At 46.9% G+C, this 13,831-nt stretch carries 7 protein-coding genes; all 7 read right to left on the bottom strand.

What is annotated here, in order from left to right; all coding sequences use genetic code 11:
* Nucleotide 1 precedes the first annotated feature (1 nt).
* On the bottom strand, nt 2-1,360 hold the full coding sequence (locus tag AC566Q_RS08340) for a MotA/TolQ/ExbB proton channel family protein (RefSeq protein ID WP_499615666.1): 1,359 nt from the start codon (nt 1,358-1,360) through the stop codon (nt 2-4).
* Between the two features lie 6 nt (nt 1,361-1,366).
* Nucleotides 1,367-2,131 carry a DUF3450 domain-containing protein gene (locus tag AC566Q_RS08335; protein ID WP_499615663.1) on the bottom strand — a complete coding sequence of 255 codons (765 nt, stop codon included), beginning with the start codon at nt 2,129-2,131 and terminating at the stop codon, nt 1,367-1,369.
* A gap of 871 nt (nt 2,132-3,002) precedes the next feature.
* Entirely contained in the window at nt 3,003-3,989 is a 987-nt protein-coding gene (locus AC566Q_RS08330) for a class I SAM-dependent methyltransferase (RefSeq protein WP_499615661.1), read from the bottom strand.
* A 124-nt stretch (nt 3,990-4,113) separates the two neighbouring features.
* Nucleotides 4,114-5,688 carry a tetratricopeptide repeat-containing sulfotransferase family protein gene (locus tag AC566Q_RS08325; protein ID WP_499615658.1) on the bottom strand — a complete coding sequence of 525 codons (1,575 nt, stop codon included), beginning with the start codon at nt 5,686-5,688 and terminating at the stop codon, nt 4,114-4,116.
* Between the two features lie 17 nt (nt 5,689-5,705).
* Nucleotides 5,706-7,277 (bottom strand): tetratricopeptide repeat-containing sulfotransferase family protein, encoded by a 1,572-nt coding sequence (locus tag AC566Q_RS08320; protein ID WP_499615655.1) that lies wholly within the window; start codon nt 7,275-7,277, stop codon nt 5,706-5,708.
* Nucleotides 7,278-7,427: 150 nt separating this feature from the next.
* A complete protein-coding gene (locus AC566Q_RS08315; RefSeq protein ID WP_499615653.1) occupies nt 7,428-10,373 on the bottom strand; it encodes a TonB-dependent receptor plug domain-containing protein in 2,946 nt (981 codons plus the stop codon).
* A 414-nt stretch (nt 10,374-10,787) separates the two neighbouring features.
* Nucleotides 10,788-13,781 (bottom strand): TonB-dependent receptor, encoded by a 2,994-nt coding sequence (locus AC566Q_RS08310; protein WP_499615650.1) that lies wholly within the window; start codon nt 13,779-13,781, stop codon nt 10,788-10,790.
* Nucleotides 13,782-13,831 lie beyond the last annotated feature (50 nt).

Below are 13,831 nucleotides of genomic sequence, written 5' to 3'. Positions count from 1 at the left end.
ATTATGCTTTCTCCGACTCTGCGTGAGCAGCAATGATGCCTGCAGTTTGCTCGTCCAGAATATGAACGATTTGCTTGCTCTTAGAGGCAACGATGCTGTGCGTCAGGATTAATGGCAGTGCTGCGATAATACCTTGCGCGGTAGTTACAAGTGCCATAGAGATACTTCCTGCCATCATACGTGGGTCACCAGTACCGAACAGTGTGATGGTTTGGAAGGTAGCGATCATACCCAGTACTGTACCTAACAGACCCAGCAGAGGTGCGATTGCTGCAAAGATTTTGATTACGTTAACGCCAGAGTCAATGCTTGGCAGTTCACGCAGGATAGCTTCATCCAGTTTCAGTTCCAGGTTTTCAGCGTCAACGTTTTTGTTTTCACTGTAAACTTTCAGGATACGACCCAGCGGGTTCTTGTCTGAAGGAGCAGAAGGATTTTTCAGCTGTGAACGGATCTTACCACCAACCAGAGTCAGGGTGATCAGTTTGTACAGACCAATTAACAGGCCAATTGCCAGCATACCAGTGATTACGTAACCTACTACGCCACCAGCGTGATAACGCTCAGACATAGTGGCTTTCTGCTTCAACAGGCCTAAGATTTGGCCGCGTGAAGGGTCAGCATAAAAAGGTACGAAACCAGAGCTTGCTTCACGTGCATCTTTAGCAGCAGAAACCAGGTAACCGTCTGGCTGACGACCCAGAGGCTGAACAATGTCATTCTCGTCGTCGTAAGTCAGGTAACCTTCGTCACCTACTAAGTTAAATGTACCAACACGCAGTACTTCCTGAGAGTTAGTACCACCGTCCAGGTTGATTACGTCAGTAGTAAATTTAACTACTGAACCCTGTTCAGTCATTTCAGTTTGCAGTGAAATCCACAGTTCTTCCAGTTCGTCGATGTTAGGAAGACCTTTGGATTCTTCAGACATGCGAGCGAGGAACTCGTCACGGCCAGGATACTGAGCACTTACGATTGACGTTGCGATACGGCCGTAAGCTTCAGAAGATGCCTGACGTACCACACCGAACATCTCACCTAAAGTACCGGTAGCCTGTTCCAGTTCAGCCGCTTTTTCGTTCAACGTTACTTCGTTGTCAGAAAATTGCTTTTGCAGACGGTCACCACGGTCTTGCTCAGCTTTCAGCTCGCCTTCAGCTTTACGCAGTAATGCTTGCTTGTCGGCACGGGCAGATTGGAACTCGGCTTCGCGCTGTGCGTTGATTTTTGCTTCAGAAGCACGGTTAGCTTTAACAGAGTTCAGCAGGTCTTGCAGAGATGCCGGCTCCTGAGCTACCGCAGTTGAAGACATAACCGCTACCGTCGCAGCGGCGAGTAGAGATTTAAATACTGGTTTCATTAACGCTTACTCCGCTGCTTTAATTGGAAGTTTGATAAGTTCTGCTGGGACCAAACCGTTAGCCATTTTCACAGCTTCGTTTACAGAGCCCAGATATTCGTCACCAAGTGCTTCCCAAGAACGGGTGTCATTGTTCCAAACCCAAGCGTGTTTTTGGTCCAGAGACAGAGCAAGCATTGCAGTACGGCCCAGGTTAAAGAAGTCAACGGTTACTTCAGTACCGTTATCATCCAGAGTACCCTGGTAAGACGCGATGCGCGTGCCGTATTCAGTTTCGATTAGGTATGCATCAAGCACCTGACGGAACTGCTCGGAAACGGTTACATTCGAGTTAGCCATCAGGTCGCGCAGTCTTTCAATACGCTCTTTACGCTCTTCAAGACGAATTGGAACGTCCAGCTCGATGAATTTCTCAAGACTGTCGATCATACGGAACATCAGAGGAACGATACCTTGCTTGGTATCTTCGATGCTGTCGATTTGCTTTTGTAAAGAGTCGATACCACGCTGCTGGTCAGCAACCAGACTTGCCAGGTAATCGTTGTAGATCTTCAGGTTTTCAGTTTCATCAACAACACCACGGTATTCTACCAACAGATCTTGTGACTGCTCGAAGAGTGAGTTGATTTTTTCCTGAGATTTCGCTGCAGCCGCATGAATCTTTGCTTCTTCATTGTGAAGATCGCTCAGATTCGTTGCAGAGACGACTGCGCTACCAGTCAGTGCGAATGCACCCATCATAGTAGAAGCAATAAGAGTTCTCTTGCTCATTTTGGACATAGTTCCCAACCAATTTCTTATTTGAATCCTTGCGACTTGTAATAAAAATACTGCTTCGCAAGGGGCGTATAAAATTTATCTATATTTAGGAAGGTAGTATTTGCCATACTGACACCAATACTACGAACGTCTTATAGTCACACGAGATCAATAAGGGAGTCAAGTAACAAGCTCTTTACACCCCGGATATCGCGTTGCGTTTGCTCAGTGATTAAACAAATCGACTGTTCAACATATGTTATAAAACTTTCGAAAGTGTAAATAAATTACAAAAGTTTCACAACAACAGTTAATCGATTATTAATTTCTGACGGCAAAGTCCGACCAGATTTGATATCGGCCGATAGCTGACAGTTACTAACATAATCTGTTAATCATCTGAATTTGGCATTAAAAACGCCCTGTGTTGCATCCTGAGCGACATTATCTCTGTCTTATCATTATTATTACTGCATCCCTATTCAGCAATTCAATAAACATAGTGCAAACCAAGCGCCCTATTCTAAGCATACTTATGTTGTATCTTTACAATACTTTAGGCTTAGATGCTCGGGAAAAGTGGCGTGTGAGAAGCGATACACTGGCCGTGAAATCGTTTCAGTGGTGCTACTACACGGCGCCATGTTTATATAAACGCCGAAAAAACGGGTATTGCGCAGATGTGTTGGTTGTATCTCCGGGCGGCAGCCCCAGGGTACTGTCATTTATTGATTTCCATCCACATCAATATTTATCGTTACATAGCTGGATGTCATTGGGATGCTGTTGGTCTCTGTTTTTAGTATATACGACTTATCGATATTTGCCGGCGTGAGTCCCCTACCATCACGCTAACTGGCATGGTGCGAATTATAAAGATGGTTTATTGCCCGTCTGCCGCGACTACCCATGCCAGAGGTTGCGAGTTATCAGGGCTGTAAAGTTTGTCAGCAACCGTAAGAGTGAATTCACTGTGTCGGAATTTTTCGGTGATTTCGTTAAACTCATCCACGGCCAGCGCCGCATCTAGCATTGCCTGCATTCTGCCTTTATAGGCTTCCAGTTCAACTTCGATGTTAGATAACCAGTCAAGTACTTCACTGAGCACATACTGCCCGAAAGATTCATGCACATTAGCCAGATCGTTATAGAGCTTATGCACAAACCCACCTGCAGCGCCGGTGCCAAACTCTGACATACAGTGTTCGAGCACTCCCAGTGCCACGCAGAACTGCTCGGCCTGGGCCTGAAAACTTTGTCGCTGTTTGTCTCCGCCCCGATGAAGCTCAGTACGGGCGGTAAAAAAACATTTAGCCAACGGTAAAATATGCGAATTAAGGATACGTTGGATAACCGTCAGGTTGATTCTGCTTTCATGAAAAATCACGCCATTTTCGCAGTGCATCATTAAAGCAATGTTCCCACCAGGGTGAACCACCCGAATGGCTTCGTCGATAGCGTCGGCGCCAGCATATTCGATGCCGAACTGACTCACCACCAGGTCGGTACTGTTATCCTGTAAAGGAATGGCATTCGCGTCAGCAACCAGCCCGTTTACATGGGGAAATCGTTTGGTGAGTTGTTGAATTGCAGCGGGGGATAAATCGAGCGATGTAATAGCCAGTTGCGCGTCACCATAAATCTGCCCGGCCGTTTCAATCAATGCGCCATTCCCCCCGGCAATATCGATGATCTTCAAAGAGTCGTTGGCCTGGCTGGCAGAAAGTGTGCGAAAGTAGTGTTGCCAATAAGCGGTAATCGCCGGGTGACTGACACCACCATCGGTGAAAGCACCAATCCCCCCTACACCACTCCAGTACTTATCCCAGTCGTCAGTGTCTTCCCTGGCGAAATCGTTTGGTTGTGTCATTAGCGCTACCTTTTTATTGTTTTTATGTGGCTTTCAGTCCTTTGGGTATTTCCGTCTGCTTATATAAGCAAGCGTTAATACTAGGCAGGAGCCAGCGCGAAAAACAATCCGGCAACGTTTAATTTCAACTAATTGATAATATTCCTTTCTGTTCTAAAAAATTCACCAGTGGTGCCATTTCGTTAGAGAAATGCTGCCATTTACCCACCGAACGGGTGTGCACTTTTTCCCTTACCTGTAATGTGCTGGCAGTAGCACTGGCGGTAGGGTTGTTGTAAAACTCCAGGCAGGCAGGGTCAAATTCAAGGCCCAGCTCATTGAGTAATTGTCGTGTGGATGCTTCTGGTGAGGCAACGAATGTTTCGTAAGAGACTTCTATCAGCCTGTCGCCCAGTACTTCAAACCAGTGTTCTCTTAACTGGTGATGTGCAGCATAATATTTTGCCAAATCATCCAGTGAATAAGAGAATTTAAAATACGACTGTTTGAACATGGCAAAGCATGCATCCAGCGGCTGGCGGTGCAAATAAATCAGTTTTGCTTTGGGGAAAGCCTTGGCAATAAAGCCCAGCAGCAAAAAGTTAAACGGATACTTATCAATAAAATACGATTTACCTGATAACCGGTAACCCACCATTTCGAGGTAGCGGCTGGCAACAGACTGTAGCTCGCTTTTTGCCGCCCTGCTAATCACTTCAGCATCAATTTCACTAAAACGCTTAATACCAGCTTCAAGATTAATCGCCGTCGGGAAAAAGAACGTTTCATCAGCCGACTCAACCTCATGGTGAGAGGCCAGCACACGCTCGATTAACGTGGTACCCGTTCTTGGCAAGCCCACAATAAACACTGGCGTAGCGTGTTCGTCACAGGCGGTATTCTTTCCATTCTCCAGCCATTCACGGCTACACAACCCGATTACATCATTGATGGTTTGAATATCTTTGTCGACGGTATAGTTGGCGTTACTTAAGATGGCGTTGCCGGCTTGTTCGTAGTAACTAAAAGCTTCCTGCCACCGTTCTAAATCCTCAAGCTCTTTACCGAGGGCATAATAAAGATAAATATTATTTTGCGGCGGCTGCCCGTTTTGTTGCAACATCTGCTTCATCTGCTGCACGTGCTCATCGTTTTCAGCACGCTTTAGCTTTGAATAGTCATAATGGTGTTTCTGAAAATGCGGGTACTTTTTGATTAAGCGTTTATAGACTGGCTCTGCCACATCAATTCGCCCCAACAACACAGCACATTCGGCTAGACGGGCCAGGATCGAATCAGTATCGGGTTGCACTTTATTAGCCTGGTTTAATGCCTGCCAGGCTCTCTCGTGTAATCCCAGCCAGGTAAACACCTTGGCTGCCAGCAGCAAATAGTAAGAGCTGTTAGCCAGCTTTTGCTGATAGTTATCCAGCAATGTGATCGCGTCACCAAAGCGGCTTTCAGAGGTATATAATTCAGCCAGTTCAATGGCTGCATCATGGCGAGCCTCATCTTTTTCCAAGGCAGATTCAAACTGTTCCATTGCAGCGCTGAGTCTGCCGGAATTTTTTGCTACCACACCGCCAATAAAAAAACCTTCCGCCTCATCGCTGAATTGTTGCTGCATCTGGCTGGCAATGCTGGCAGCGCCCTGCCAGTTTTTCTGCCCGATAAGCATTCGGGCATACTGGCTGTATTCATGTAAGGAATGCTGAGTCATGTTAATTGCGCGTTGGATTAGACATTGATACCGGCACTTTCAAGCCGGGCTTTTAATGGCGCCAGTTCCTGCTCGAAACGCCGCCATTTATCCACCGAGTTTTTATGTGCCTTCTCTCTTATTTGCACCGAGCTCGCCGTTGCACTTGGCGCCCTGTTCTGGTCAAAGTCGAGACAGGCCTGTTCAAAAGGCATGTCCAGGCTGGCCAGCAATTGACGGGTTTGTTGCTCCGTGTCGTCAACCAGGTCTTCGTATTTGACTTCCACAATACGATCGCCTAACACTGCTTTCCAGTGCGTCATTAACCGTTCGAAAGCCACATAATACTGCGCCAAATCTTCCAGCGAATAAGAAAACTTATACGCCCAGGTAAAAATCTGCTTATACATGGCAAAGCAGGCATCCATGGGATTACGATGCAGATAAACAATTTTCCCTTTCGGAAAAGCCTTGGCAAAAAAGCCCAGGTACAAAATGTTGAAGGGTAATTTATCGATAAAGTAGGCCTTATCATGTAATCGATAAGCCACTTGCTCCATGTATCCTTTCGCTATAGCCGCCGGCTCTTTGTCGAGAAGGGCTTCAATCATTTCACGGGATATAGGCTGGGTACTTTGCACCCCACTCTCGCGACGTAAAATCATTTGAAAGAATAACGTCTCGCCTAAGGTTTCCACCTCTGAATGACTGGAGATAATCCGTTCACATAGCGTGGTGCCGGTTCTGGGCAGGCCCACTACAAAGATCGGTTCACTGCTATTTTCGGCCGCAGTTACCGGCTCATTCAACCACTCTTTATTACAACAGCGAATAATCGTATCGATTAGCTCAATGTCTTCTTTCACATCGTAACGTGCCACAGAGCAAACTGCGTCGCCGCCTTTTTTGTAATATTCAAACGCTTCTGACCAGCGGCCAAGATCTTCATATTCCTTGGCAATGGCAAAGTAAATAAAGATGTTTCTGTCGGGCGGGTTATTGGTTTGTTCCAGTACCTTGAGCATTTGTTGCAGGTGGGTCTCGTCCTGCGCTTTTTCGAGTCGGGCCAGCTGATAATGATTACGCTGATGGTTCGGGAAGCGTTCCAACAAGCGGGTATAGATGGCTTTGGCTTCAGAAATTTTGCCCAGAAAAACGCCGCAGGATGCGAGGTTTGCCTGAAACAAGTCGACCTGTGGCTGCAAATTCACTGCTTGCTGGAAGAGCGGATAGGCTTCTTCTGCCATACCAATATCAGTATAAATAGTGCCGGCCAAATCAGAATACACCGAGCTGTTGCTCAGCTTGTCCTTGTAGCGACTCAATAACTCAGCGGCTTCCCCGTTGCGTCGCGCCACGGAATACTGGTTTGCCAGTTCGATAGCCGCATCGTAGCGGCTGTCATCCTGTTCCAGTGCGGCCTTAAAATATTGCAGTGCATTAACCGGCCGATTCGCGACCCGCTCCACAACACCAGCTAAAAATAAGCCTTCGGGATTATTTGGCTGCTGCTTTAAAATGGCTGTTGCCGACTCACTGACCCGGGCCCAGTCCTGTTGTTGGATGGCCAGCCGGGCTATTTGACTAAGCTGTTCAATATTTACATTCACTGTGCGCACACTACTTTTTTATCGTTTTTTGTTTCGTTAGGTGTATCTAATCATTATTAAGGGAAGAAGCAAACACCAGAAAATAAAAAAGCCAGTGCACAAAGTCACTGGCTTTTCCTAATTACTTACCTTTCGGCAAGTAAAGTGTTCTTAGTAAGACCAGTTCAGTCTTAAGAAGTAACCACGACCGAACATTCTGTAAGTAGAAGGATCGGTTGAAGCGTTAAAACCACCATCGATGTATGGAGGAGCTTCGTCAGTCAGGTTGCTTACACCAGCAGTAATGCGAACAGACTCAAAGGCGTAGTTCACAGTTACGTCAGTGTAGAACTGAGAGTCGATTTTCTGCATGTAACCTTCAGGGAAGTACGCAGCAAACGGAGAGTTATCGTTATCCAACTCACCAATGTACTCACCCAGTAACGCTACAGACAGGTCATCTTTAGTCCAGCGCAGTTGTACGTTAGCTTTATCTTGCGGGAAGCTAGAGCCAACAAACATACCTGCGAAGTCAACCACTTCACTTTCAGCTGTTTGCTGTGAAGTACGCTCTAACAGGTGCGTATAGATAACAGCTGCATTCAACTGACCCAGGTCTGACTCGTATGCCCAGCGTACTTCTACGTCAACACCTTCAGCAGTGAACTCTGCCAGGTTAAGTTGCGTATCAACAATGTTGTTGATTGAGTAATCAGGGTTACGGGTAATCAGCGCACAAGCTGCGTCATTTTCGTTTACGTAACAATCGCTAAGAATACGGTTTACACCCAGTGAAGTGATACCGTCTTCCAGTTCAACTTTCCAGTAGTCAGCGATGAACGTCAGGTCATGCTCGCCGATTGATGGAGAGTAAACGATACCAGCAGTGAAGGTATTACCTTCTTCTGGCTGAATGTCAGGGTTACCACCTACTTTCGCGTTAACCTGAGTATCTAACTGAACACCAACCTGGGCACAACCTGGAGGCAGCGCCTGGCCAGCGGCTGGGATACAAGGGTCAACATATTGTGGGAATGAATCAACCACACCACCGAACAAGTCGCTGATGGTTGGTGCACGGAATACCGTACCGTAGGTAGCACGCAGTTTTAAGTTTTCAACTACAGTACCTTCAAGGCCAACCTGGTAAGTGGTACCAGAATCAAACGCGTCCCAGTCATCGTAACGCAGACCAACAGTCAGGCTCAGGGTTTGTTCACCGTTATCAAACAGAGGAGCGTAGATCTCACCAAATGCAGAGTTGTTTACCAGTGAACCAGTGGTGCTTGCACCTACGTTACCAGTTACTGCACCGATAGTTTTCGCTGAATCAAGGATGCTGTCCAGGCTCTGTCTCCAGTAAGCCCAACCTACAGACCAACCCAGCTCACCACCTGGCAGGTCAAACGCTACGCCAGATAAGTTAGCACCGGCAAGACGCTGCTTCTGAGTAATAGTATCCACTGTATCCAGTGATACGTAATCAATCATATCCTGTGTAAGTGTAGTAACTGTTGGGTTACCAGCGGCATCAACTGCACCACCACCAAACAGGTTTAATGGCACACAGCCCTGGATTAGCGTACCAGGATTATCGATATCTGCGTAACACTCCGGCACACCATCGCCATCTAAGTCAGCCGATGGGCCAAGGGCATTAGAAAGGCGTGAACCAGCAAACTGACCGAAGTCACGGCTTACGTTAGTTCTGTGACCTTCACCGATATACACTTCCCAGTACATATCGTTATCAAGTTCACCTGTCAGCTCAGCGTTCCACTGGTACTGAGTGATGTCTTGCTCGAAACGGCGATTAGTTTCGATCATACGTCGGCGAACACCAACTACTGGCTCGTAGTTAAGAGAGGTGCCGTTCGTTGCGTTATATAAATCTACTGCTTGGCGCAGGTAATAGTTATCTTCGGAAATACCACTGTAAGCTACAGTTCTATCCGGGTTAAGTGGGTTTGTAAAGAAGCCATCGTACATCGGGTCACCACCAGTATATGGCAGCGGCGCTAATTGCTGGGCAGAAGTACGCTGGTTAGCACGGAATTCAGCTTTAAACTGAACAGAATCGCTAACTTCATAGTTTGCTTCAGCGAAGATATTAGTACGCTTAAATGGCGTTTGAATATAGTTAACCGGCGCGTAGTTATAAGTACGGCCGTCGTGTGGCGTCATTAATCCAGCTTGATATGCTTCAGTAGCTGGGTCACCAATCAAGAATAAACCTTGGCCAGCATAGTAATCTGGAAGTCGCTCTCCGGTTTCCGGGTCAACTCGAGGATCAGAGAAGAACGGCAAACGTCCCTCTGGAATACGTGACGAACCAACCGGGTAACAACCACCTTGTGGAGTGCCATCGTAAGGAGCAGTAACCTGCGCCTCACAGCCTGCCGGATAAATGTAGTAAGAGTTCTGCATGAAGTCCCAAGGCGTATCGGCCTGGAAAGCTTCGTCTTGATCTACACGCTCAACACCAAATACAAAGTTACCTTTGTCGAAGGTCTGACCGAATAATAATGAAAGTGAGTCCTGACCAGCGCCGTCAGTGTCGAACCAGTCTGCAGTTTGCAGCGTTACGTCAACACCCTCGAAATCTTTACGGGTAATGATGTTTACAACACCCGCTACCGCGTCAGCACCATATACCGCTGATGAACCGTCTTTCAGGATTTCAACACGCTCGATCATGGCTGAAGGAATAGCCTGGTAGTCACCACCGTCAACTACACGCTTACCGTTTACCAGTGTCAGCGTACGAACCGCACCTAAACCACGTAAGTTGATTTGAACAGAACCGTTACCACCGTTGTTGGTAGTAGTACCGATTGGTGAACCGGACATTGAAGGTAAGCTCTGGATAAAGTCACCAACATCAGTAAGACCCGTTAATTCAAGTTCTTCTCTGCTGATTACTGTAACCGGGCTGGCTGATTCGAGGTCGGCTCTGCGGATACGAGAACCTGTTACGGAAATTTTTTCTACCGTTTTGGCTTCGGCTTCGTCAGCATCCTGTGCCATTACAGCGCTAGGTGCGATTGCAGCAGAAGAGGCCAAACCGAAGGCGCAAGCCAGCTTCACTGACTTAGCCAGTTTAGTGTTTGTAAACATTAATTGTCTCCCTGGACCACTATTTACTTTTATGGTTGTCGCTTGATAACGACTTTTTTTAATAGACGCGGCACCTTTTTACAGACGCTACGCTACTTTAAAAAAGCAGACGACTTGCCGAATTTTATCGACAAACGCAACGCGTCTCAGGCGATAATAACCAGATAGCACAGGAAGAATCAACTAGGCGGTGAGCTTCTATTCCAAAAAGTTCCGCCACTTTGCTAATAAATAATTCTTATCGTAAACAATTCCTTACAGAGTGTTAATAAATATTCACAATAACTTATGTGTTTAATAACGAAATTTTTAAACACTTGTTTGCTTGTTGCACAAAATCGTGTTTATTGATCATTATCTCAACGTTCTTAGATAAAAGTAAAAAAGCCCCTGAAAAACAGGGGCTTGTTATTTTTAGAAAGTGACATTAGCACTGATTTGTACGTAACGAGGGGTTTGGAATGCCTGCGCGAGACCATAGCGAGGGCTTGCCTGACCCTGGGCACTTTCGGCAACTTCATTAATTCGAGTAACATTATCTGCGTCGAGCAAATTAAATACATCGATTTTGAAGCGCGTATCCAGTCCGGCGATCTCTGTGCTGTATGCCAGGTTCACGTCGACGCGTGATACCCATGGAGTACGTCCCTGAGAACCACGGGTTACCTGTTCATAATCATAAATGATCGCACCTTCATCATTTACCGCACCGCTGTCGGTAGACAGATAATAGGTATAACCGTAATCCACTTCACCATCAGGACCCGGGTGAGCAACACCAAAGGCATTAATCGGACGACCGGATTGCAGTGAGTAGTTAATACCTACGGTGAAGTTTTCACTGATTGCATAAGAACCAAAAACTTTCAGCATATGGCGACGGTCATTAGGCAGGTTACCGTAAGCACCATCCATCAGCTCCGGGAAGTCGAAGTCAGTTGTCAGACCGGCATCGCTCTGACCGTTATCCGATTTAACCAGGCCTTCTGAATTACCATAGCTGTGTGACCAGGTATAAGTCGCATCTAAGCTCCATACTCCATCCCATGCTTTGGCGATGTTCAGGTCAACGGCGTAGTAGGTCCGTTCTGCTTCCGGGTATACCAGCTCTTCTGCTGTAAAGGTAGCCCAGTCATCAACGCTGCCGTCACAGTCGGTATCGGTGTAAACTTCCATGCTTTCGCCTGGGTTACCCAGTACATACTGGTTCGGGTGATAGCCATCGCCACAACCAAAGCGCTCGGCAATAGCGTGGTCGATGATCATATCGTCAATAGCACCGTTTAACTTACGCTGCGTACCCTTGACTCCCCACCTCCAGTCTTCGTTAATCATGCCCTGGTAACCAATGATGATTTCGTCCTGGTACATGGCATCAAGGTTATTCGAAACGATTGAACGGGTATCAGGTACTTCGCCGGTAGAGGTTACGCGGGTAGTACCGATTTGATCGCCCAGTCCTGGGGTATAGTAAGTGCCGCCGTTATAGCTAAACTCTTCCCAACCGGTAAACTCATAGTAGTTACGCTGGTCGGCTTCGTTACCAGCCAGACGTACGTTGGTGTTATTTGCCACAGGCAGGAAGTAACGACCGACACTGGCAAACACTTTATGCTCGCCCACACCACCGATATCCCAGGCAAAACCTAAACGAGGTGCCCACATATTATCGATTTTCGCAAAGGTTTCACCCGATGCGTTTTTGTTATCGAACTGTTCGTTACGCAAACCTAAGGTCAGTGTAATTTCATCAGTTACCGTCCAGGTATCTTCAATGTAGAAAGCAGACGCTTCTGTTTCAAAGTTACCACCAACGGTACGGGTACGGGCCATGACGTAATCGGTATCGGCATCCAGCACAACATTGTTAACTGTCTCACCGTCAAAACCACCGTAAACTAAGTAGTAAGCACCTGTAGGGCCAGAATAAAACTGGTTACTGAAAGACGTGTTGGTTTCGTTATCCATACCAAAACGCAGTAAATGATCATCGCTTATCGCCCAGTCGAAGTCGATACGCATAGCTTCACGGGTATCCTCGCCTTCTTCCAGGAAGTAGTTGCTGGTTGTTGCACAACCATTACTTACTACACCAGTACCCGGGATATCTGTGGCAAAGCCATAGTAATAACGGTAATCCAGAGCGAGTGCACAATCCGCTGACGAATTAGTGGCTGTGGTCAGGTCATACTTATTCTCACCGTACATGGCAGACATCGTAATATCGTCTGTCAGATAACCAATGTATTTCAATGACCAGTTGGTACCACCGCTGTAAGAGGTTGAAGAACCAATCTGTGTTCTCTCACCTTCTTCAGACACGTTGTAAATATCGGTAACGTTTTCTGAGTCATCCGAGAAGGTCAGTAATTCAAGGCGATGATTATCGGTGATGTTCCAGTCAAGCTTAACGCCCCAGAACGCATTGTCATCGTTGCTTTCATTCAGGTTACCGTCTGATAATGTACGGTCGCTGCGTGATTCAACATCACGCGGGTTATACAGCGCGTAGAAAAACAGGGTATCTTCAATCAGCGCACCAGACGCCCAGACGTTGTAGTTAATGGTACTGCTTTTATCGTTGTCACGATACGTGTAGTAAGAACCGTCTTCCTCAAACACTGAAGGCGCCTGTTCGCGCAAATCAGAAGGCACTACGTAAGCACTGGCACCGGCATGGAATTCATTAGTACCTGATTTAACTACGGCGTTGATCACACCACCGGTTGAGCGGCCAAATTCGGCAGAGTAACCACCGGTTTTAACCTGGAACTGGTCGTAAAATTCATACGGAGGATTACTGAATCCCAGACCGTTACGGAAGTTAGTAACGTTCAGGCCATTAATATAAACCTGGTTTTCTGCTACCGATGAACCACCGAAAGACACACCACCGAAACGGTTATCACCCTGAGTGGTACCTGGCGCTAAAAGTGCTACAGAGGTTACGCTCCGTGGCACTGGTAAGCGGTCAAGCTCAACGGCGCTGATGTTAAGCGCTGATTCAGTAGAAGTGAAATCGATACTGGCAATAGCAGAACCGGTTACCGAGATGGTTTCTACGTTGTCCGGATAAAGAGTCAGATTTACGTTGGTGTTCTGACCGATTCTGACCGTAACTTCACCGAGCGATACGGTATCGTAACCGTCTTTTTCGGCTACAACCTCGTAAACGCCTACGGGTAACAGACCTACCCGAAGGTTACCGTCACTGTCGGTTGTTACCGAGCGGCGAAAACCGGTGTTTGAATTTCGAATAACAATGGATACGTTGGAAAGTGGTGCTTCGCTGCCATCGCTGACACTTACAACGATACCACCATCGTTGTTCCCTGCATAAGCGCTTGCGCCCATGCCAAGTGATGCAGCAACTGCTACTGCAGCAATGCTTTTTTTCATATTAAACATTTCTATCTCCCTGGACCAACCTGCTAACCAAAGCGGTTGGAAGAACTGCC

It is taken from the genome of Alteromonas sp. H02 (assembly GCF_059682525.1).
This window is presented reverse-complemented; position numbering and strand designations above follow the sequence as displayed.

Excerpts from the sequence above, each read along its gene's own strand:
- AC566Q_RS08340 (WP_499615666.1), bottom strand. The coding sequence starts at position 1,360 with ATGAAACCAGTATTTAAATCTCTACTCGCCGCTGCGACGGTAGCGGTT.
- AC566Q_RS08335 (WP_499615663.1), bottom strand. The coding sequence starts at position 2,131 with ATGAGCAAGAGAACTCTTATTGCTTCTACTATGATGGGTGCATTCGCA.
- AC566Q_RS08330 (WP_499615661.1), bottom strand. The coding sequence starts at position 3,989 with ATGACACAACCAAACGATTTCGCCAGGGAAGACACTGACGACTGGGAT.
- AC566Q_RS08325 (WP_499615658.1), bottom strand. The coding sequence starts at position 5,688 with ATGACTCAGCATTCCTTACATGAATACAGCCAGTATGCCCGAATGCTT.
- AC566Q_RS08315 (WP_499615653.1), bottom strand. The coding sequence starts at position 10,373 with ATGTTTACAAACACTAAACTGGCTAAGTCAGTGAAGCTGGCTTGCGCC.
- AC566Q_RS08310 (WP_499615650.1), bottom strand. The coding sequence starts at position 13,781 with ATGTTTAATATGAAAAAAAGCATTGCTGCAGTAGCAGTTGCTGCATCA.